This window comes from Pseudomonas sp. S04 (genome assembly GCF_009834545.1).
Lineage (GTDB): Bacteria > Pseudomonadota > Gammaproteobacteria > Pseudomonadales > Pseudomonadaceae > Aquipseudomonas.
The window spans coordinates 5,914,135-5,935,565 of sequence record NZ_CP019427.1; the positions used below are offsets into that span (position 1 = coordinate 5,914,135).

Below are 21,431 nucleotides of genomic sequence, written 5' to 3' on the forward strand. Positions count from 1 at the left end.
GCTGTAGACTGCCCCAGCACCTGAAACTTTCCCACGTTCGTTGACTGCGAGCCGGTTTGAGCTGACATGACCCGCACCCATGAAATCCGCCCCGACCTGGACGAGGGAATCGATCGCAAGGTTCTCAGCCAGTTGCGCGCACGCTTCCTCACGCTCAATAACGGCCGCATGGCCCGGGCCATGGAAGGGTTAACACCGCGCCAGCAAATGGTCCTCAAGCTGCTGCCGCTGTTTTTCCATGTCAATCATCCCCTGTTGCCGGGCTACGTCTCGAGCAGCACCCCCGCCGGCGTGGCGAATTTCGAACCTGATGCCGGCACCCTCGCGGAAGCGCAGCGCCTGACCCGATCCTTTTCCTACAAGGCCCGTCGCGGCAACCCGCCACAGCCGATTCACGGTCTGTTCCTGATGGGCAGCCTCGGCACCCTGGCCCAGGCCGATCAGAGCGATATGGACCTGTGGATCTGCCACGCCCCGGACCTTCGCGCGGACGAACTCGCTGAACTGGGAAAAAAGGCTCAGTTGCTCGAAGCCTGGGCCGCCAGCCAGGGCGCCGAGGCCCATTGCTTCCTGATCGAGCCACAGCGGTTTGTCCGCGGCGAGCGCGATAGCCAGCTCAGCTCCGAAGACTGCGGCACCAGCCAGCACTATCTGCTGCTGGACGAGTTCTATCGCACTGCGATCTGGCTTGCCGGGCGCACGCCAATCTGGTGGCTGGTACCGGTGTATGAAGAGCCCGGCTACGAGCTGTACACCCACACCCTGTTGTCCAAGCGTTTTGTGCGCGCCGAGGAGACCCTCGACCTCGGTCACCTGGCCCACATTCCGCCCGGGGAATTCATCGGCGCCGGGCTCTGGCAACTGTTCAAAGGCATCGAGTCGCCCTACAAGTCGGTGCTCAAGTTGCTGCTGATCGAGGTCTACGCCAGTGAGCATCCGCAGGTCGAATGCCTGAGCCTGCGCTTCAAGCAAGCGGTGTTCGCCAACCGCCTGGAGCTGGACGAACTCGACCCCTACATCATGGTGTACCGCCGTATCGAGCAATACCTCAACGCCCGGGGCGAAACGGAACGCCTGGAGCTGGTGCGACGCGCCTTGTACCTCAAGGTCAACCGCAAGCTCACCGGCACCAGCGCTCAACGCAACAGCCGCTGGCAGAGCCAGCTCCTGCAACGGCTGGCCGAGGAGTGGCGCTGGGACCATCGACAACTGGCATTGCTCGACAGCCGCAGCCAGTGGAAGGTCCGCCAGGTCAGTGCCGAGCGTCGGGCCCTGGTCAACGAGCTCAACTACAGCTATCGCTTCCTCAGCCAGTTTGCCCGCACTGAACGCAGCGTCAGCCTGATCAACAAACGCGACCTCAATGTACTCGGCCGCCGGCTCTATGCGGCCTTCGAACGCAAGGCCGACAAGGTCGAGTTCATCAACCCGGGCATTGCCCCGGACCTGGCCGAAGACACCCTGACGCTGGTGCAGTCGGCCAACAAAAAAGCCCCCGGGCAGACCCATTGGGGCCTGTACAACGGCAGCCTGGGTAACCTGGAGTGGGAACACTTCGCGCCGCTCAAACGCAACAGCCACCTCCTCGAGTTGCTGACCTGGTGCCACCGAAACGGCGTGATCGACAGCAGCACCCGCCTGGCGCTGCACCCAGGCAACAGCGACCTGAGTGAGTTCGAGCTGTTCAACCTGCTGGGCAGCCTGCAGCAGACCATCGCCCTGCCCCTGGCCAGCGTCGACGAGGAGCAACTGCTGCGTGCCATCGAGCCAGCCGAGGTGCTGATTCTGGTGAACGTGGGCATCGACCCACTCAAGCATCACCGCGACCTGAACATCCTGATGACCACCGAGCGCACCGACTCGCTGAGTTATGCCGGGGTCCGTGAAAACCTGGTACTGACCCTCGACCAGGTCACGCTCAACAGCTGGAATGAAGTGCTGGTCAATCGTCATGACGGGCCCCACGCCCTGCTCGACTGCCTGCGCGATTACCTCAACCACTTGCCCCAAGGCCCCCGGCAGCCGCGCCTGCGGGTCCAGTGCTTCTGCCACAACCGCGCACAGTTCATTGCCCGGCGGGTCGAGGAAATCTTCGACACCGCGCAGCACCTGTTGCTGAGCGACCTCAACCAGCGCTACCTGATCCAGGTCCAGCAGCACTACCACGTGCTGGAGCTGGTACCCGGCCAGGTCCGGCATATGGCCCTGGGCACCCTGCCCGCCCTGCTCGATTACCTGGGCCAGGAACAGACCGCCTACAGCCCACTGCACCTGGACCCAATGGCCCTGGAAGAGCACGACCTGGCGCTGATCCTGCCCATGGGCCAGCCCGGCTGCATTCAAGTGTTCTACCGCGTCGGCGACAGCGGGGCCGAGCTGTATGTGCTGGATGAGTTCAACACCCTGTGGTACCAGCGCCAGCCCTATCACGATGACAACAGCCTGCTGGTACCCCTGCAGCGGTTCGTGCAGTCGATCCTGTTTCGCCGCGACGCCATGCTGCCCATGGACGCCACGCAGCCGCTGCCGCAGCTGGACATCCACTACTACCAGTTACTGCCCGCGGGCACTGGGCGGGCCCGCCGGGTAGAACCGCAGCCAGCACCGCAGATCCCCGCCGACAGGCCGTTCTATGACGTGCAGGCGATTGTCGGCAAAGCTGTGCCAGGGAAGGTGCAGGTCACCCTGTATTGCAATCAACGGGAGTACAGCGAACTGGAGTACGGCGATCAGTTGTTTGCCGTGGTGGCGCGGGAGATAGTCGGGCGTCGCCGGGAGATGCAGCCCTATCGCTGCTATATCACCGACCTGGATCTTTCAGGGCTGTTGGCTGACAGCCCCGGCTCGAGCAATCTGTACCTGCGCTACAAGGCAGACCTGGAGCGCGCTTTGAACAAGGCGCTCGAACAGGTTTGAAGCCTTCTCAGAGGGAGAAATCGCCGCCATTGGCTGGCTGGTTCTCGACTTCGAGCAGGGTCAGCTTCAGGGTCTTGCCACCCGGTGCTGGCCAGTCGATGTGCTGGCCAACCTTCAGGCCCAGCAGTGCACTGCCGACCGGCGCAAGAATGGAAATCTTGCCTTCATCGGCATTCGCGTCCTTGGGGTAGACCAGGGTCAGGTGATAGTCCTTGCCGCCGCTTTCTTCACGGCAATGAACACGCGAGTTCATGGTTACGACATCGGCAGGCACCTCATCGTGACCGACCAGAGTATCGGCGCGATCCAGTTCGGTTTGCAGCGCGATCACGCCCGGCAGCGTGTCATCCAGGCTGTCGATCAGGCGCTCCAGACGTTGTACGTCCAGACGGGTAAGAGTGATGGAAGGTACGGTCATGATTCAGGCAGACTCCTTTCTTCTGCACGAAAAAAGCAAAACCCCGCCATAAAACAGGCGGGGTTTTCACGCGCCTCGATGGGTTGAGGCGTAACCGGACACTATCACAGCTCAAAAAATATACAAGCCGGTCGCGGCAGGTGGCGCCTACCGAGCGACGTGGGCGCGGCGATTGTGCGCCTGGGCGCAAATCACCCGGCGTCGTTCATCGTCCGCCGAACGCCATTCACGAATATCTTCGACATGGCGGAAACAGCCCTTGCAGACTTTTTCCTCATCCAGCCGGCAGACATTGGTGCAGGGCGATGGCACGGCCGGGCTGACATTACTGTACAGCGGCTTGGGCGCACGAACGGGGGCAGGTTCAGTCACGCTGTCAGAGACCTTCGAAGTCGAGCTCGGCATCGGCTTGCTGCTTGACGATGCGCTCGAGCATTTCGCCCAGTTGCTCTTCGCTCTTGTCACACATCCAGCGCTCGCTTTCTTCGTCGTAGTCGAAGTGGAACCCGCCGGACACCGCTGCCAGCCACAACTGGCGCAGTGGCTCCTGGCGGCTGAAGATCAACTGGCTGCCGCTTTCGAACTTGACGGTCAGGACCCCAGCCGAACTTTCCAGATCAACATCCAGGCCGCTGTCGTCGAAAATATCTTCCAGTGTCTGCTGGGTGGCATCGACCAGGTCGTGGAAACGGGCTTCAGTCAAACTCATTGCGGCAACCTCAAAAAGTGTCTACTTACGCTCAAGCGCCGCAAGATACGGACGCGCCCCGGCGATTGCAAAGGATACCGACCAAGCACCGGGCAAGGTGGACCAATAACCGCCTGCCATTGTCTGCTCGATCGCAAGCCACGGGCAAAGGCCCGCCGGACGGGTGGCCCGTCGCATAGGCAAGCTGCCGGGTGGCCGGTATACTCCGGCGCAATTAACGCATTCTCAAGGATTTCGCCATGAAGCGCCTGATCTCTTCCCTTGCTGCGCTCGCTTCGCTCGTCGCTTTTACCTGCCTGTTATCGGCCTGCGGTCAAAAAGGCCCGCTGTACCTGCCCGATGACAGCAAGCCTGCAGATGAACAGGCCAAATCGTCGCAGTCCAAAGCGCACGAACACAGCAACAGCACCTACTAAGGGAACATCATGGACGCTTTTAACTACCGTGACGGTGAGCTGTTCGCGGAAGGTGTTGCCTTGTCCGCCATCGCCGAGCGCTTTGGCACCCCCACCTATGTCTACTCCCGTGCGCACATCGAAGCCCAGTACCTGGCGTATGCCGATGCCCTGGCTGGCACCCCGCACCTGGTCTGCTTCGCGGTCAAGGCCAACTCCAACCTGGGCGTACTGAATGTCCTGGCGCGTCTGGGCGCCGGTTTTGACATCGTCTCCCGTGGCGAGCTGGAACGGGTCCTGGCTGCAGGCGGTGCGGCCGACAAGATCGTATTCTCCGGCGTGGGCAAGACCCGCGACGACATGCGCCGCGCCCTGGAAGTCGGCGTGCACTGCTTCAACGTCGAATCCACCGACGAACTGGAGCGCCTGCAAGTGGTGGCCGCCGAGCTGGGTGTGCGTGCACCGATCTCGCTGCGCGTGAACCCGGACGTCGATGCCGGCACCCACCCGTACATCTCCACCGGCCTCAAAGAAAACAAGTTCGGCATCGCCATCGCCGACGCCGAAGACGTCTATGTGCGCGCCGCCCAACTGCCGAACCTGGAAGTGGTCGGCGTCGATTGCCACATCGGTTCGCAACTGACCACCCTGCCCCCCTTCATTGATGCCCTCGACCGCCTGCTGGCGCTGATCGACCGCCTCAGCGATTGCGGAATCTACCTGCGCCACATCGACTTGGGTGGCGGCCTGGGTGTGCGTTATCGCGATGAGGAGCCACCGCTGGCTGCCGACTACATCAAGGCCGTGCGCGAACGTATCGACGGTCGCGACCTGGCGCTGGTGTTCGAGCCGGGCCGCTTCATCGTCGCCAACGCCGGCGTGCTGCTGACCCAGGTCGAGTACCTCAAGCACACCGAACACAAGGATTTCGCCATCGTCGACGCGGCCATGAACGACCTGATCCGCCCGGCGCTGTACCAGGCCTGGATGGACGTCACGGCCGTGCGCCCACGCGACACTGCGGCACGCGCCTACGACATCGTCGGCCCGATCTGCGAAACCGGTGACTTCCTGGCCAAGGATCGTCAACTGGCGCTGGAAGAAGGCGACTTGCTGGCCGTGCATTCGGCCGGTGCCTACGGGTTTGTCATGAGTTCCAACTACAACACCCGCGGCCGTTGCGCCGAAGTGCTGGTGGACGGTGATCAGGCATTCGAAGTGCGTCGCCGCGAGACGGTAGCCGAGTTGTTTGCTGGCGAAAGCCTGCTGCCGGAGTAAACCCATGCTGCTGCGTTTTACCAAGATGCACGGCCTGGGCAACGACTTCATGGTCCTCGACCTGGTCAGCCAGCACGCGCACATTCTGCCCAAGCACGCCAAGCAATGGGGCGACCGCCACACCGGTGTCGGCTTCGACCAGTTGTTGATTGTCGAAGCACCGAGCAACCCGGAGGTGGATTTCCGTTACCGGATCTTCAACTCCGACGGTTCCGAAGTGGAGCAATGCGGCAATGGCGCGCGCTGCTTCGCCCGCTTTGTGCTGGACAAGCGCCTGACGGCCAAGCGCCAGATCCGCGTCGAGACCAAGAGCGGCATAATCGAACTCGATATTCGCAATGACGGTCAGATCAGCGTCAACATGGGGGCACCGCGCCTGGTGCCAGCGGACATTCCGTTCCAGGCCGACGCGCAAGCCAACAGCTACCCGGTCGAGGTCGACGGCCAGACCGTCGAGTTGGCCGCGGTGTCCATGGGCAACCCGCACGCCGTGCTGCGCGTGAACGACATCAACAACGCGCCGGTGCATGCACTGGGGCCGAAGATCGAACATCACCCGCGCTTTCCGGCACGGGTCAACGTCGGTTTCCTCCAGGTCATCGACCGCAATCGTGCGCAGTTGCGCGTTTGGGAGCGGGGCGCCGGGGAAACCCAGGCCTGCGGTACCGGCGCCTGTGCCGCTGCAGTGGCCGCGATCAGCCAGGGGTGGATGGATTCGCCGCTATTGATCGACCTGCCCGGCGGGCGCTTGTCCATTGAATGGGCAGGTCCTGGCCAACCGGTGATGATGACCGGTCCGGCAGTACGCGTATACGAAGGACAAGTGCGTCTTTGAGTGAGCTAAATCCATGACTGATCAGCCCAAGGTTCCAGCCCCGCAGCCCGACGAATGCCCTTCCGAGAGCCTGGAGGCGGCGGCGATTGCCGCGTACCTTGAGGCTCATCCGGATTTCTTCGTCGAGCACGAAGAACTGCTCCCGGCCCTGCGCATACCGCACCAGCGTGGCGATACCATCTCGCTGGTCGAGCGGCAGATGAAAATCCTGCGCGAACGCAACATCGAGATGCGCCACCGTCTTTCGCAGTTGATGGATGTCGCCCGCGACAACGATCGGCTGTTCGACAAGACCCGCCGCCTGATCCTCGCCCTGATGGACGCCAACAGCCTGGATGACCTGGTCATCAGTGTTGAAGACAGCCTGCGCCAGGACTTCCAGGTACCCTTTGTCAGTCTGATCCTGTTCAGCGACGAGCCCTTGCCGGTCGGCCGCTGGGTCAGCGACGCCGAAGCGCACAAGGCCATTGGCGGGTTGCTGTCCGAAGGCAAAAGCGTCAGCGGCACCCTGCGCGAGCATGAACTGGACTTCCTGTTTGGCGAAGAACAACGCCTGCAGATCGGCTCCACGGCCGTGGTTGCCATCAGTCACCAGGGCCTGCATGGCGTGCTGGCCATCGCCAGCCGCGATCCGCAGCACTACAAGAGTTCGGTCGGCACCCTGTTCCTCAGCTACATCGCCGAAGTCATGGGCCGCGTATTGCCACGGGTCAACAGCACCCTGCGCTCGGTGCGCTGACCATGGAACGGCAACTGGACGCCTACTGCGAGCACCTGCGCAGTGAGCGTCAGGTGTCGCCGCACACGCTTGAAGCCTACCGCCGTGACCTGAACAAGGTCCTGGCACACTGCGAGAAACTGCACATCGGCAGTTGGAGCGCGCTGGACATCCAGCGCCTGCGCGGCCTGGTCGCGCGTCTGCATGCCCAGGGCCAGTCCTCGCGCAGCCTGGCGCGCTTGCTGTCGGCCGTGCGCGGGCTCTATCACTACCTGAACCGCGAAGGCCTGTGCGACCACGACCCGGCCAACGGCCTGGCCCCGCCCAAAGGCGAGCGACGCCTGCCCAAGACCCTCGACACCGACCGCACCCTGCAACTGCTCGAAGGGGCCGTCGAGGACGACTTCCTGGCCCGTCGCGACCAGGCGATTCTCGAGCTGTTCTACTCCAGTGGCCTGCGTCTGTCGGAGCTCACCGGCCTGAACCTCGACCAGCTCGACCTCGCGGATGGCCTGGTGCAAGTGCTCGGCAAGGGCAGCAAGACCCGGGTGCTGCCCATCGGCAGGAAAGCCCGCGAGGCCCTGGAGTGCTGGCTGCCCTTGCGCGCCCTGGCCAATCCGCCGGACGATGCGCTATTCGTCAGCCAAAAAGGCCGACGCCTCGGTTCACGCGCCGTGCAACTTCGGATCAAGGCCGCAGGCGAGCGGGAGCTGGGGCAGAACCTGCACCCGCACATGCTCAGGCACTCCTTCGCCAGCCACGTGCTGGAGTCTTCCCAGGACTTGCGCGCCGTGCAGGAGTTGCTTGGCCACTCGGACATCAAGACTACCCAGATCTACACCCACCTGGACTTCCAGCACCTGGCCACGGTCTACGACAGCGCCCACCCTCGGGCCAAACGCATCAAGGGCGATGAGCAATGACAATCCAACTGATCACCTTCGACCTCGACGACACCCTGTGGGACACCGCCCCGGTGATCGTCAGCGCGGAAGCCGTACTGCGCCAGTGGCTGGCCGAGCACACGCCGGTCCTGGGCGCCTTGCCGGTCGAGCATTTGTGGGCCATCCGTGAACGGGTACTGGGCCTCGAACCGCAGCTCAAACATCGCATCAGCGCCTTGCGCCGCCGGGTGTTGCTGCACGCCCTGGAAGAAGCCGGCTACGCCCACCCACAGGCAAGCGAACTTGCCGAACAGGCCTTCGAAGTCTTCCTGCACGCACGGCACCAGCTCGAGATATTCCCCGAGGTGCAACCGACACTGGAGATCCTGCGCAACCGCTACGCCCTGGGCGTGGTCACCAACGGCAACGCCGACGTACGCCGCCTGGGGCTGGCCGATTACTTCAAGTTTGCCCTGTGCGCCGAAGACATCGGCATCGCCAAGCCCGATGCCCGCCTGTTCCACGAAGCCCTGCAGCGCGGTGCAACCACTGCCGCCAATGCGGTGCATGTCGGCGATCATCCCGGTGATGACATCGCCGGGGCCCAGCAAGCGGGGTTGCGCGCAATCTGGTTCAACCCGGCGGGCAAGGCATGGGAAGCAGACCAGGCACCGGATGCCGAGATTCGTTGCCTGACAGAACTGCCGGAGTTGCTGGCACGCTGGTCGGAGCTGCGTTAAGCCCCTGCTTGTGGTATTGACGGTGGCGAGGACTGCGTCCTCGAACGCAGCCTCGCGGGCTAGGCAGCTGCTACGGGGGATTGGAGGGCAGTTCACGTAAGGGCGAAACCCTAAGCAGCCGTTACCGCAGCAACGGATCCACCCACCACCACCCATAAAAAAGCCCGCAGCGACGGCGGGCTTTTTCAGCAAACACAGTGCAGACCCTTAGATAGGCCGGCTGCCGTACTTGTTATCAGGCTTCTTTGGTGGATCGGCCACCACGTTGGCCTCGACTTCCTGAACCTTGCCGCCTTTGGCCAGGAACTCTTCCATCGCGCGGGCCAGAGCATCACGCTCCTTGTTCTTGGCTTCAACGCTCGGCAGCTCGTCTACCGACACCGCAGCCTTGGCCTTGCCTTTGGCGGTCGGGGCCGGCGTATCGTCGCCACCATCGTCGTCAGCAACGTCTTCCGCCGCAGCTTCAAGGCCTTCTTCGGCCTCGTCTTCGTCGCCTACTTCGAGGTCGTCGTTTTCCAGATCATCGTCGCTCATGTTCTACCTCATGACTTGCGAAAAGCAGATTAGTTATAGCCCAGCTTCGTCGTCTGTCGACGACTGCCAGAAAAAATTCAAAATCCACTGGTAACCAGCGGTTTATGCCCCTTCACCGTGCACGGTGGCGAGGACTTTACGAGCACCGCCATGATCACGGTGCTCGCCCAGATAAACACCTTGCCAGCTACCTAACGCCAATCGGCCCGCCGTGATCGGCAAACTCAATTGACAGCCTAGCAAACTGGCCTTGAAGTGCGCCGGGAGGTCGTCCAGGCCTTCGTCGTTATGCTCATAACCGGTTGCGCCTTGTGGGATCAACCGGTTGAAAAACCGTTCGAAGTCGCGACGTACCGCCGGATCGGCGTTCTCGTTGATGGTCAACGACGCCGAGGTATGCTGCAGCCACAAGTGCAACAGACCGACCCGGCATGCCTTGAGTTCAGGCAGGCCGGCGAGTAACTCGTCCGTTACCAGATGAAAGCCCCGGGGCTTGGCCCGCAGGGTAATCAGAGTCTGTTGCCACATACAGTTCTCCGCACGTTCGGGGCGCATTCTAGCGCGCTCTGGGAAAAAACAAAGACCCTAATATTCGCGCCATGCTGTAAGCCATCGCCCCTGGAAAAACCGCTGCGGAAAACCCCGGCAAAGCTGTCAGAAAAATCCTTTCAGCCTAGGCCTGAGTGACAAATCCAGAACAAAAAAATGCCCGGCAAGCCGGGCAAGTTTTTTTCCGCGCATGCTTACAGGTTGTAGCCGCGCTCGTTGTGTTGTGCCAGGTCCAGGCCGACTGCCTCTTCCTCTTCGGTCACGCGCAGACCCATGACGGCGTCCAATACCTTGAGGATGACGTAGGTGACGATCGCGGTGTAGATCACCGTGAAACCCACGCCTTTGCACTGAATCCAGACTTGTGCAGCGATGTCGGTCACGGTGCCGAAGCCACCCAGCGACGGTGCAGCAAATACGCCGGTGAGGATCGCACCGAGAATACCGCCAATACCGTGCACGCCGAAGGCGTCGAGGGAATCGTCGTAGCCCATTTTGCGTTTCAGGGTCGTAGCGCAGAAGAAGCACACCACGCCGGCCGACAAGCCGATCACCAGGGCGCCCATCGGGCCCACGGTGCCAGCGGCTGGAGTAATGGCCACCAGGCCGGCAACCACACCCGAGGCGATGCCCAGGGCGCTAGGTTTGCCGTGGGTCAGCCACTCGGCCAGCATCCAGCCCAGGGCAGCGGCAGCGGTTGCGATCTGGGTTACCAGCATCGCCATGCCGGCAGTACCGTTGGCCGCCGCGGCGGAACCGGCGTTGAAGCCGAACCAGCCAATCCACAGCATGGCCGCGCCCATCAAGGTGTAACCGAGGTTGTGCGGAGCCATTGGGGTGGTCGGGAAACCCTTGCGCTTGCCCAGCACCAGGCAGGCCACCAGACCGGCGATACCGGCGTTGATGTGCACCACGGTGCCGCCTGCGAAGTCCAGGACGCCCCAGTCCCACATCAGGCCACCGGGGCCGGACCAGACCATGTGCGCGATCGGTGCGTACACCAGGGTGAACCACACACCCATGAAGATCAGCATTGCGGAGAACTTCATCCGCTCGGCGAAGGCACCGACGATCAGCGCCGGGGTGATGATGGCGAAAGTCATCTGGAAGGTGATGAACACCGCTTCAGGGAACAGTGCCGCCGGCCCTGTCAGGCTCGCCGGGGTGACACCGGCGAGGAACGCCTTGCCCATGCCGCCGAAGAACGAGTTGAAGTTGACGACGCCCTGCTCCATGCCCGCGGTGTCGAACGCAATGCTGTAGCCATAAATGACCCACAGGATGCTGATCAGACCGGTAATGGCGAAGCACTGCATCATCACGGAAAGAATGTTTTTGGAGCGCACCATGCCGCCGTAGAACAGCGCAAGGCCGGGAATGGTCATGAACAGCACCAAGGCTGTCGCGGTCAGCATCCAGGCGGTATCGCCGGAGTTGAGGACTGGAGCCGCCACTTCGTCTGCCGCCATGGCCAGGCTGGGCATTACGAGGGACAACAGGGCTCCTAGCCCTGCGAATTTACGCAGAGTCATATTGTTTTCTCCTGGGGCGTTGGGGTTGTGGCGGCTTAGATCGCGTCGGTATCGGTTTCGCCGGTACGGATGCGAATAGCCTGTTCCAGATTGACCACGAAAATCTTGCCGTCACCAATCTTGCCGGTGTTGGCCGCCTTGGTTATCGCCTCGATAACCCGGTCCAGATCCTTGTCGTCAATGGCGACATCGATCTTCACCTTGGGCAGGAAATCGACCACGTACTCCGCGCCGCGATACAGCTCGGTGTGACCCTTCTGCCGACCGAAGCCTTTGACCTCAGTGACGGTAATGCCCTGCACGCCGATCTCGGACAGTGCCTCGCGGACGTCATCCAGTTTGAACGGCTTGATGATGGCAGTGACTAGCTTCATGAAAACTCTCTCCCGAATTGGTGGACTTGCCCCAGGAAAACAAACCCGACTCAAGTCTAAGCGCAGTGCCTGGCTTTGTAACGCATCGTCGGCCGTACCTGCCCGACTGACGCCAGTTAACCGCTGCCGACGAAACTCCCCGTTTCGCCTGCCGCACTGCATTCGTCACAGCGACTGCATCAGTGCATGGGTTACTCAAGCCTTAGCAGAAAGCTTGCCATCTCCAGAAAAACCACTGATTTCAATCTCTTGCCTTTAAACCCAGGCCATTGCAGAAATGCGCGCCCAGAGATACGCACAATAACGGTGCGCCGACAGACGGACCGATGCGCGAAAAGCGTGCGCCGCACCGGGATAAATGAGCCTGAACACTGCGTGATACACTGCCCGCCATCAGTTTAAGGACTCCCTACATGCTCGCGCCCAAAGACCTCCTCGACGCCCTGAGCGGCCACGCCTCCCGCCTGTTCAGCGGCGACACCCCGCTGCCCAAAAGCGAAATCGAAAGCCAGTTCAAGGCCCTGCTGCAAAGCGGCTTCAGCAAGCTGGACCTGGTCAGCCGGGAAGAATTCGACAGCCAGATGATCGTCCTGGCCCGCACCCGGGCACGCCTGGAAAGCCTTGAAGCGAAAGTCGCGGAGCTGGAAGCCAGGCTCAATCCGCCTGCCGAGTAATTCCCTGCCCCTTGTGGGCACTGGCTGATCACACTGTGGGAGCCTGCTCGAGATGGACATCAACGATAACGCGTCAAGCCTGACTCAACGCGTCGCCCTCGAGTTCTTCGCGAGCAAGCTCGCTCCTACACGAACGCCGCGCAGGCCACCGGCAACATCCTGCGAACGTTTGGCGCGTCTCGCGCGGTGCTAAAACACCCCCTCGCAACTACCCTTGAACAACCGCAGGAAGCGGCTCTTTTTCGTTCAAGGAATGCTCATGTCCCTGTCCATCGTCCACAGCCGCGCCCAGATTGGCGTGGAGGCACCGGCTGTCACTGTCGAAGTCCACCTGGCCAATGGCTTGCCATCACTGACGATGGTCGGCTTGCCCGAAGCGGCGGTGAAAGAGAGCAAGGACCGGGTGCGCAGCGCGATCATCAATTCGGGCCTGCAGTTTCCAGCGCGGCGCATCACCTTGAATCTCGCTCCCGCCGACTTGCCCAAGGACGGTGGGCGCTTTGACCTGGCGATTGCCCTGGGGATTCTTTCGGCCAGCGTGCAGGTGCCAACCCTGACCCTGGATGACGTGGAGTGCCTGGGGGAACTGGCGCTTTCCGGTGAGGTGCGGGCGGTTCGCGGCGTGTTACCGGCCGCCTTGGCGGCGCGCCAGGCCGGGCGGGCGCTGGTGGTGCCCTGGGCGAATGCCGAGGAAGCTTGCCTGGCCTCCGGGCTCAAGGTGCTCGCGGTGCATCATTTGCTGGAAGCGGTCGCTCACTTCAACGGCCATACCCCCATCGAGCCTTACCGCTCCAACGGTTTGCTCCATGCCAGCAAGCCCTACCCCGACTTGAGCGAAGTACAAGGCCAGGCCGCCGCCAAGCGGGCCCTGCTGATAGCCGCGGCGGGCGCCCATAACCTACTGTTCAGCGGGCCACCCGGGACCGGGAAAACCCTGCTGGCCAGTCGCTTGCCCGGATTACTGCCACCGCTGACGGAAAGTGAGGCCCTGGAGGTGGCGGCGATCCAGTCGGTCGCCAGCGGTGTGCCGTTGAGTCATTGGCCGCAACGTCCTTTCCGCCAGCCCCATCACTCGGCGTCCGGCCCGGCGCTGGTAGGCGGCAGTTCAAAACCCCAGCCCGGGGAAATCACCCTCGCCCACCACGGCGTGCTGTTTCTCGACGAGCTGCCGGAGTTCGATCGCAAGGTGCTGGAGGTATTACGAGAGCCGCTGGAATCTGGCTATATCGTGATTTCCCGCGCCCGGGACCGAGTGCGTTTCCCGGCGCGTTTCCAACTGGTGGCGGCCATGAATCCCTGCCCCTGTGGCTACCTGGGCGAGCCCAGCGGTCGCTGCTCCTGCACCACGGAGATGGTCCAGCGTTACCGGCACAAGCTCTCCGGCCCGTTGCTCGACCGCATCGACCTGCACCTGACCGTCGCCCGCGAGACCACTGCACTCAATCCCGCCACCCAGCCGGGCGACAACTCCGCCCGTGCTGCCGAGCGCGTTGCCATGGCTCGCGAGGTTCAGCAGCAGCGCCAGGGCTGCGCCAACGCCTTCCTCGACCTGCCGGGGCTGCGCCGGCATTGCCAGTTGTCCACAGTGGACGAGCGCTGGCTGGAAAGCGCCTGCGAACGCCTGACCCTGTCGCTCAGGGCGGCCCATCGACTACTCAAGGTCTCCCGGACCCTGGCCGATCTCGAACAGGCGCAGGGCATCAGCCGCGAACACCTGGCTGAAGCACTGCACTATCGGCCGGCCAATCAATAACCCCGCTGCCGACTCAGTCCAGACGCTCGACGTCCGGCAGCTCCATGGCCTGTGCCTCGCCTTGCAGGAAGTCGCTGAGCCGCCGCAAACGCTCACCACCCGGACGGGTTTTCGGCCAGACCAGGTAGTAATTCAGGCCACTGGCAACGGCGGTCGGCCAGGGCAGGCTCAGGCGTCCCTGCGCCACATCCTCGGCCACCATCAATAGGTCGCCCATGGACACACCATAGCCACGTGCCGCGGCGATCATCCCCAGTTCCAGGGTATCGAACACTTGCCCGCCCTTGAGCGACACCTGCTCGGAGAGCCCCATGCGCTCCAGCCAACTGCGCCAGTCGCGACGATCAGGGGTGGGGTGCAGCAGTTCGGTACTGGCCAGCCGCTCGAGATCCCAGGGCTGATCGTTGAGCAGATTCGGCGCACCGACCGGTATCAACAGCTCCGGGAACAGGTAACTGGCTTCCCAGTCCGGTGGAAAATGCCCATTGCTCAGCAGTACCGCACAGTCGAAGGGTTCATGATTGAAATCCACCGAGTCGACGTCCATCCAGGCGCTGGTCAGTTGCACTTCATTGCCCGGCTGCAGATGCCGAAAGCGACTAAGCCGCGCCAGCAACCAGCGCATGGTCAGGGTCGAAGGAGCTTTCATGCGCAAGATGTCATCTTCGCTGCGCAAGGTGTTGCAGGCGCGCTCCAGTGCACCAAAACCTTCACGCACTCCGGGCAGCAACAGGCGAGCGGCCTCGGTCAATTGCAGGTTGCGACCACTGCGTTGAAACAGTCGGCAGGCAAAGTGCTCTTCCAGCGTACGAATATGCCGGCTGACGGCGCTCTGGGTAATCGACAGCTCTTGCGCGGCACGGGTGAACGAACTGTGCCGCGCCGCAGCCTCGAAAGCACGCAGGGCATACAGAGGAGGAAGACGACGGGACATTGGGAAAGCTCCTATAGCGCAATGGGCAAACCCTAGCAGAAACTCGCCAGCATGAGTTTTAATCATGCCAGTGATCGTTTTTATCCCTTTGTGCATTCGTCTGAGAGCGCCGAGAATCAGCGGCTCCCCCTTATTTCCAGGAAACACGCGTGATGACCATGCAGCATCCAGCACGTACCGAATTGCGGGCCATCCTACGGCTGGCGGGGCCGTTGATCGCCTCGCAGTTGGCGCACATGCTGATGGTGCTCACCGACACCTTGATGATGGCCAAAATCAGCCCCGAGGCGCTGGCGGGTGGTGGCCTGGGAGCGGCGACCTATTCGTTCGTGTCGATTTTCTGCATCGGCGTGATCGCCGCGGTCGGCACGCTGGTCTCGATCCGCCAGGGCGCGGGCGACATTCCCGGTGCGGCACGCCTGACCCAGGCCGGGCTATGGCTGGCCTGGCTGATGGCATTGGTCGCGGGCCTGCTGTTGTGGAACCTCAAACCGGTGTTGCTGTTGTTCGGCCAGACGGCCAGTAACGTCGAGATGGCCGGCCAGTTCCTGCTGATCCTGCCGTTTGCCCTGCCTGGCTACCTGAGCTTCATGGCGTTGCGCGGCTTCACCAGCGCCATCGGCCGGGCCACTCCGGTGATGGTCATCAGCGTCATCGGCACCCTGGCCAACTTCCTGCTCAACTACGCGCTGATCACCGGGATGTTCGGCCTGCCGAAAATGGGCCTGGTGGGGATCGGCCTGGTGACCGCGATCGTGGCCAACTGCATGGCCCTGGGCCTGGCCTGGCACATTCGCCGGCACCCGGCGTACGAGGCGTACCCATTGCGCGCAGGCCTGTCCCGGCCCAATCGCCAGTACCTGCGGGAGTTGTGGCGCCTGGGCCTGCCGATTGGCGGAACTTATGCGGTCGAGGTCGGGCTGTTCGCCTTCGCGGCCCTGTGCATGGGCACCATGGGCAGCACGCAACTGGGTGCCCACCAAATTGCCCTGCAAATTGTCTCGGTGGCGTTCATGGTGCCGGCAGGGCTGTCCTATGCCATCACCATGCGCATCGGCCAGCATTACGGCGCCGGGCAACTGCTCGACGCACGCCTGGCCGGACGGGTCGGGATTGGCTTTGGCGCGGTGGCGATGCTGGGTTTCGCCATGGTGTTCTGGCTGCTGCCCAATCAACTGGTCGGTTTGTTCCTGGACCACAACGACCCACAGTTTGCCGACGTCATCCAACTGGCCGTCAGCCTGCTGGCCGTGGCCGCATGGTTCGAGCTGTTCGACGGTGTGCAGACCATCGCCATGGGCTGCATACGTGGCCTCAAGGACGCCAAGACCACCTTTCTGGTGGGCCTGGGTTGCTACTGGCTGATCGGCGCACCGGCCGCCTGGTGGATGGCCTTCCACCTGCACTGGGGGCCGACCGGCGTCTGGTGGGGCCTGGCCCTGGGGCTGGCCTGCGCGGCTGTGAGCCTGACGCTGGGGTTCGAGTGGAAGATGAAGCGGATGATCCGGCAAGAGCCGGCGCCGCAAGCTGATTTCCAGATGTCTCAGCCGGACTGACCTGCCTGTGGGGCGAGCTCAGTTGACGATTTCCAGCACTGTCTGCTGGCTGGAGCCGAAGGTCAGGTACTCCACCAGTTCAGACAGCGGCAACGGCTTGCTGATCAGGTAGCCCTGCACCTGGTCGCAACCGAAGCCACGTAATAGCTCAAGCTGCTCCGGGGTTTCGACGCCCTCGGCGACGACTTCCAGATGGAGGTTGTGGGCCAGGTTGATCATCGCGTGGACCAGCTTGCGATTCTCTTCACGCCCTTCCATGCCACCGACAAAGCTCTTGTCGATTTTCAGCAAGGCGATCGGCAGGCTGTTGAGGTGCACGAACGAGGAGAACCCGGTGCCAAAGTCGTCCAGGGAAAACCGCACGCCGAGTCGACCCAAGGCATCCATGGTCTGCTGGACCAGATCACTGCGCCGCATCACCGCGGTTTCGGTGAGTTCGAACTCCAGCCACTGCGCATCGACTCCCCGCTCGGTGATCAAGCGGCTCAAGGTCGAGAGCAACTGGCTGTCCTGGAACTGGCGGAACGACAGATTGACCGCCATGTGCAACGGCGGTAGGCCGCGCTCGCGCAACGCCTGCATGTCCCGCAGGGCGCGGGAGATGACCCAGTAACCGAGCGGCACGATCAGCCCGCTCTGCTCGGCCAGCGGCACGAACTCACTGGGCGGCAACAAGCCACGTTCAGCATGCCGCCAGCGCACCAGGGCTTCGAGGCCGACAATTTGCCCGTCATCCAGGTTCAGCCGTGGCTGGTAATGCAGCTCCAGCTCATCGCGGCGCAAGGCTCGGCGCAACTCGCTTTCCAGGTCAGCCATGCTGCGGGCGTTGCGGTTGATCCGCTCGTTGAAGATATGGAAGGTGCAACCCTGGGTGCTCTTGGCCTGCTGCATGGCGATATGGGCATGCCACATCAGCGGGTCGGCACCGGCCTGGGCACGCGCGTGGGCAATCCCCAGGCTGGCGCCGATCAACAGGCTTTCACCGTCGATCCAGTAGGGTTCGGACAAGGCTTCGGTGATGCGCTCGGCCATCCACTCGGCGCGTTGCGGCGCGCGGCGGGTGTCGATGAGCAAGGCAAATTCGTCACTGCCCAGGCGCGCCAGTTGATCACCGGCCTCAAGCTGGCTTTTGAGCCGCGCGACCACCTGCAGGATCAATCGGTCGCCGGCCTGATGGCCCAGGGCGTCGTTGGCGTAGCGAAAATTGTCGAGATCCAGGTGCCCCAGCGCCAGGCCCCGGCCGTCGTTTTCCGCCAGGCGCGTGGCTAGCAAGGTCTGGAAGCCCTGGCGATTGGCGATGCCGGTCAAGGGGTCCTGTTCGGCAAGACGTTGCAAGGTGTTTTCCAGCACCCCGCGTTCACGCACATGCCGCAGGCAACGCCGCAGGATGCCGGCATCCAGCGCATCGCGCACCAGCCAGTCGCTGACACCGTCCGGTGGGTTGAGGGGTTCATGTTCGAGCAGCAACACCGTCGGCAGGCTGCACCGCCCAGGTTCCGGTTGCAGAGCAGGAATAGTCAGCAGGACCGCAGAGCGATTATCGGTAAATAGACTGCTCACCGACTCCCAGGTCGGTGCACTGATCAGCACAGCCGAGCTCCCCATCGGAGCCAGACACTCGCGCAACAACGCTGCCCATACTGGCTCTTCGGCCAGCAGCAGCAAACGCAAGGGTTCGACAGGCGTAGACAAGCTAGCTCCCTAGACTCTGCAAAGATGTTGGCGGTGGCATTATGACGCACAGCTGAACAATGACAAATGTCATTGATTCTCAATCATAAATTTGTGCCACTTCAGAGATCGAACATTAGACGCAAATTCTCCCTGCATCCTGCGCGAAAGTAACAAAACCGGCAAATACAGATCGAGTGCTACGTCACAAGTCGGAGAGAGGCGGCAGAATCCGTGCATCCTGTTAAAATGCCCGCCCTTTTCGCAAACGACTCCTTTTTCCGCCATGTCCCGACTCAATCCCCGGCAGCAAGAAGCCGTGAGCTACGTCGGCGGCCCTCTTTTGGTGCTCGCCGGCGCTGGCTCCGGCAAGACCAGCGTGATCACCCGCAAGATTGCGCATCTGATCCAGAACTGCGGCATCCGCGCCCAGTACATCGTCGCCATGACCTTTACCAACAAGGCGGCGCGCGAGATGAAGGAGCGCGTCGGCACCCTGCTCAAGGGCGGTGAAGGCCGCGGCCTGACGGTGTGCACCTTCCACAACCTGGGGCTGAACATCATCCGCAAGGAGCATGTGCGCCTGGGCTACAAGCCCGGTTTCTCGATCTTCGACGAGACCGACGTCAAAGCCCTGATGACCGACATCATGCAGAAGGAATACTCGGGCGACGACGGCGTCGACGAGATCAAGAACATGATCGGCGCCTGGAAGAACGACCTGATCCTGCCGCCCGAGGCGCTGGAAAATGCGCGCAATCCAAAGGAACAGACCGCGGCCATCGTCTACACCCACTACCAGCGCACGCTCAAGGCGTTCAACGCGGTGGACTTCGACGACCTGATCCTGTTGCCGGTCAAGCTGTTCCAGGAACACGCCGATATCCTCGAAAAGTGGCAGAACAAAGTTCGCTACCTGCTGGTGGACGAATATCAGGACACCAACGCCAGCCAGTACCTGCTGGTGAAGTTGCTGATCGGCAAGCGCAACCAGTTCACCGTGGTGGGCGACGACGACCAGTCGATCTACGCCTGGCGCGGCGCCCGTCCGGAAAACCTGATGCTGCTCAAGGACGACTACCCGTCCTTGAAAGTGGTGATGCTGGAGCAGAACTACCGCTCCACCAGCCGCATCCTGCGTTGCGCCAACGTGCTGATCTCCAACAACCCCCACGAGTTTGAAAAGCAGCTGTGGAGCGAGATGGGCCACGGTGACGAGATCCGCGTGATCCGCTGCCGCAACGAAGACGCCGAAGCCGAGCGCGTGGCCGTGGAGATCCTCAGTCTGCACCTGCGTACCGACCGCCCGTACAGCGATTTTGCGATCCTGTACCGGGGTAACTACCAGGCCAAGCTGATCGAGCTGAAGTTGCAGCACCACCAGGTGCCGTATCGCCTGTCCGGCGGTAACAGCTTTTTCGGACGCCAGGAAGTGAAGGACCTGATGGCCTACTTCCGGCTGATTGTGAACCCGGATGACGACAACGCCTTCCTGCGCGTGATCAACGTCCCGCGCCGGGAAATCGGCTCGACCACCCTGGAAAAACTCGGCAACTACGCTACCGAACGCAAGATTTCGATGTACGCCGCCACCGACGAGATCGGCCTGGGCGAGCACCTGGATAGCCGCTTCACCGACCGCCTGGCGCGCTTCAAGCGCTTCATGGACAAGGTCCGCGAGCAGTGCGCCGGCGAAGATCCGATTTCGGCCCTGCGCAGCATGGTCATGGACATCGACTACGAAAACTGGCTGCGCACCAACAGCTCCAGCGACAAGGCCGCCGACTACCGCATGGGCAACGTCTGGTTCCTGATCGAGGCGTTGAAGAACACCCTCGAGAAGGACGAAGAAGGCGACATGACCGTGGAGGATGCCATCGGCAAGCTGGTCCTGCGTGACATGCTCGAACGTCAGCAGGAAGAGGAAGACGGCGCCGAAGGCGTGCAGATGATGACTTTGCACGCCTCCAAGGGCCTGGAATTTCCCTACGTATTCATCATGGGCATGGAGGAGGAAATCCTCCCGCACCGCTCCAGTATCGAAGCCGACACCATCGAGGAAGAACGGCGCCTGGCCTATGTCGGGATTACCCGCGCACGCCAGACCCTGGCCTTCACCTTCGCCGCCAAGCGCAAGCAGTACGGCGAGATCATCGACTGCTCCCCGAGCCGGTTCCTCGATGAGTTGCCGCCGGACGACCTGGCCTGGGAAGGCAATGACGACACCCCGACCGAAGTCAAAGCCGTGCGCGGTAATACCGCATTGGCAGATATACGCGCGATGTTAAAGCGCTAGAATCGACTACTTTTTAATCTACTTTCGGCGCCCGTCGCGCCACCAGAGGAAGCTGTTGTGGAAGCACTGCACAAGAAAATTCGCGAAGAAGGCATCGTGCTTTCCGACCAGGTCCTGAAAGTCGACGCCTTTCTGAACCATCAGATCGACCCGGCGTTGATGAAGCTGATCGGCGACGAATTCGCCGCGCTGTTCAAGGATTCGGGGATCACCAAGATCGTCACCATCGAAGCCTCGGGCATCGCCCCGGCTATCATGACCGGCCTGAACCTGGGCGTTCCGGTGATCTTCGCCCGCAAGCACCAGTCCCTGACCCTGACTGAAAACCTGCTGTCGGCGACCGTTTACTCGTTCACCAAGCAGACCGAAAGCACCGTGGCCATCTCCCCGCGCCACCTGACCAGCAGCGACCGCGTGTTGATCATCGACGACTTCCTGGCCAACGGTAAGGCGTCCCAGGCCCTGATTTCGATCATCAAGCAGGCAGGCGCCACCGTGGCCGGCCTGGGCATCGTGATCGAAAAGTCGTTCCAGGGCGGCCGTGCCGAGCTGGACTCCCAAGGCTACCGCGTGGAATCCCTGGCCCGGGTCAAATCCCTGGCAGGCGGCGTAGTGACGTTCATCGAGTAATGCCCCCGGCTCGCTCCCACCAGTGTTCGGTGGGG

General features: G+C 62.3%; 21 protein-coding genes. 12 read left to right on the forward strand and 9 right to left on the reverse strand.

The genetic code is table 11. The features are described 5' to 3' along the window. The first annotated feature begins 66 nt into the window (after nt 1-66). Nucleotides 67-2,916 (forward strand): class I adenylate cyclase, encoded by a 2,850-nt coding sequence (locus PspS04_RS26595; protein ID WP_159998554.1) that lies wholly within the window; start codon nt 67-69, stop codon nt 2,914-2,916. Nucleotides 2,917-2,923: 7 nt separating this feature from the next. Here the strand turns inward: PspS04_RS26595 and rnk are convergent, their stop codons facing one another. From rnk to cyaY, 3 genes are all read right to left on the reverse strand, one after another. Next, nucleotides 2,924-3,334: a nucleoside diphosphate kinase regulator gene (gene rnk, locus PspS04_RS26600; protein ID WP_095164808.1), complete on the reverse strand. Its 411-nt coding sequence runs from the start codon at nt 3,332-3,334 to the stop codon at nt 2,924-2,926. Nucleotides 3,335-3,481: 147 nt separating this feature from the next. Further along, entirely contained in the window at nt 3,482-3,706 is a 225-nt protein-coding gene (locus PspS04_RS26605) for a DUF1289 domain-containing protein (protein ID WP_095164809.1), read from the reverse strand. A 4-nt stretch (nt 3,707-3,710) separates the two neighbouring features. Further along, nucleotides 3,711-4,043 carry an iron donor protein CyaY gene (cyaY, locus tag PspS04_RS26610; RefSeq protein WP_095164811.1) on the reverse strand — a complete coding sequence of 111 codons (333 nt, stop codon included), beginning with the start codon at nt 4,041-4,043 and terminating at the stop codon, nt 3,711-3,713. Nucleotides 4,044-4,282: 239 nt separating this feature from the next. On the opposite strand from cyaY, the gene lptM reads away from it, so the two are divergent. From lptM to PspS04_RS26640, 6 genes are read left to right on the forward strand one after another with little or no spacing between them, the layout of a single operon-like run. Next, on the forward strand, nt 4,283-4,459 hold the full coding sequence (gene lptM / locus PspS04_RS26615) for an LPS translocon maturation chaperone LptM (protein WP_159998556.1): 177 nt from the start codon (nt 4,283-4,285) through the stop codon (nt 4,457-4,459). A 9-nt stretch (nt 4,460-4,468) separates the two neighbouring features. After that, nucleotides 4,469-5,716: a diaminopimelate decarboxylase gene (gene lysA, locus PspS04_RS26620; protein WP_095164815.1), complete on the forward strand. Its 1,248-nt coding sequence runs from the start codon at nt 4,469-4,471 to the stop codon at nt 5,714-5,716. Nucleotides 5,717-5,720: 4 nt separating this feature from the next. Beyond that, nucleotides 5,721-6,551 carry a diaminopimelate epimerase gene (gene dapF / locus PspS04_RS26625; RefSeq protein ID WP_095164817.1) on the forward strand — a complete coding sequence of 277 codons (831 nt, stop codon included), beginning with the start codon at nt 5,721-5,723 and terminating at the stop codon, nt 6,549-6,551. A gap of 13 nt (nt 6,552-6,564) precedes the next feature. Continuing rightward, nucleotides 6,565-7,290: a DUF484 family protein gene (locus PspS04_RS26630; RefSeq protein ID WP_095164819.1), complete on the forward strand. Its 726-nt coding sequence runs from the start codon at nt 6,565-6,567 to the stop codon at nt 7,288-7,290. Nucleotides 7,291-7,292: 2 nt separating this feature from the next. Further along, nucleotides 7,293-8,192, forward strand: coding sequence for a tyrosine recombinase XerC (gene xerC / locus PspS04_RS26635; RefSeq protein WP_159998558.1), 900 nt, complete (start codon nt 7,293-7,295; stop codon nt 8,190-8,192). Next, a complete protein-coding gene (locus PspS04_RS26640) occupies nt 8,189-8,893 on the forward strand; it encodes an HAD family hydrolase (RefSeq protein ID WP_159998560.1) in 705 nt (234 codons plus the stop codon). The genes xerC and PspS04_RS26640 overlap by 4 nt, the downstream gene beginning before the upstream one ends. A 207-nt stretch (nt 8,894-9,100) precedes the next feature. Here PspS04_RS26640 and sutA read toward each other — a convergent pair whose 3' ends face one another. The 4 genes from sutA to glnK form a co-directional block, all read right to left on the reverse strand. Next, nucleotides 9,101-9,427 carry a transcriptional regulator SutA gene (sutA, locus tag PspS04_RS26645; protein WP_095164825.1) on the reverse strand — a complete coding sequence of 109 codons (327 nt, stop codon included), beginning with the start codon at nt 9,425-9,427 and terminating at the stop codon, nt 9,101-9,103. A 102-nt stretch (nt 9,428-9,529) separates the two neighbouring features. Next, complete coding sequence (locus PspS04_RS26650; RefSeq protein ID WP_095164827.1) at nt 9,530-9,955, reverse strand: secondary thiamine-phosphate synthase enzyme YjbQ; 426 nt, start codon at nt 9,953-9,955, stop codon at nt 9,530-9,532. Nucleotides 9,956-10,170: 215 nt separating this feature from the next. Further along, entirely contained in the window at nt 10,171-11,508 is a 1,338-nt protein-coding gene (locus tag PspS04_RS26655; protein WP_095164829.1) for an ammonium transporter, read from the reverse strand. A 35-nt stretch (nt 11,509-11,543) separates the two neighbouring features. Then, complete coding sequence (gene glnK, locus PspS04_RS26660) at nt 11,544-11,882, reverse strand: P-II family nitrogen regulator (protein WP_095164831.1); 339 nt, start codon at nt 11,880-11,882, stop codon at nt 11,544-11,546. Nucleotides 11,883-12,295: 413 nt separating this feature from the next. On the opposite strand from glnK, the gene PspS04_RS26665 reads away from it, so the two are divergent. Both PspS04_RS26665 and PspS04_RS26670 read left to right on the forward strand, forming a co-directional pair. After that, nucleotides 12,296-12,556, forward strand: a complete 261-nt coding sequence (locus PspS04_RS26665) for an accessory factor UbiK family protein (protein ID WP_159998562.1) — start codon at nt 12,296-12,298, stop codon at nt 12,554-12,556. Between the two features lie 259 nt (nt 12,557-12,815). After that, nucleotides 12,816-14,309, forward strand: coding sequence for a YifB family Mg chelatase-like AAA ATPase (locus tag PspS04_RS26670; protein ID WP_159998564.1), 1,494 nt, complete (start codon nt 12,816-12,818; stop codon nt 14,307-14,309). Nucleotides 14,310-14,322: 13 nt separating this feature from the next. On the opposite strand, the gene PspS04_RS26675 is transcribed toward PspS04_RS26670, so the two are convergent. Then, entirely contained in the window at nt 14,323-15,243 is a 921-nt protein-coding gene (locus PspS04_RS26675) for a LysR substrate-binding domain-containing protein (protein ID WP_095164837.1), read from the reverse strand. A 158-nt stretch (nt 15,244-15,401) separates the two neighbouring features. Here PspS04_RS26675 and PspS04_RS26680 point away from each other — a divergent pair, with 158 nt between their 5' ends. Further along, complete coding sequence (locus tag PspS04_RS26680; RefSeq protein WP_095165196.1) at nt 15,402-16,799, forward strand: NorM family multidrug efflux MATE transporter; 1,398 nt, start codon at nt 15,402-15,404, stop codon at nt 16,797-16,799. Nucleotides 16,800-16,817: 18 nt separating this feature from the next. Here the strand turns inward: PspS04_RS26680 and PspS04_RS26685 are convergent, their stop codons facing one another. Then, nucleotides 16,818-18,491, reverse strand: coding sequence for a putative bifunctional diguanylate cyclase/phosphodiesterase (locus PspS04_RS26685; RefSeq protein WP_159998566.1), 1,674 nt, complete (start codon nt 18,489-18,491; stop codon nt 16,818-16,820). A gap of 265 nt (nt 18,492-18,756) precedes the next feature. On the opposite strand from PspS04_RS26685, the gene rep reads away from it, so the two are divergent. After that, nucleotides 18,757-20,766 (forward strand): DNA helicase Rep, encoded by a 2,010-nt coding sequence (gene rep / locus PspS04_RS26690; protein ID WP_095164841.1) that lies wholly within the window; start codon nt 18,757-18,759, stop codon nt 20,764-20,766. Nucleotides 20,767-20,823: 57 nt separating this feature from the next. Next, nucleotides 20,824-21,396: a xanthine phosphoribosyltransferase gene (locus PspS04_RS26695; protein ID WP_095081958.1), complete on the forward strand. Its 573-nt coding sequence runs from the start codon at nt 20,824-20,826 to the stop codon at nt 21,394-21,396. Nucleotides 21,397-21,431: the final 35 nt, after the last annotated feature.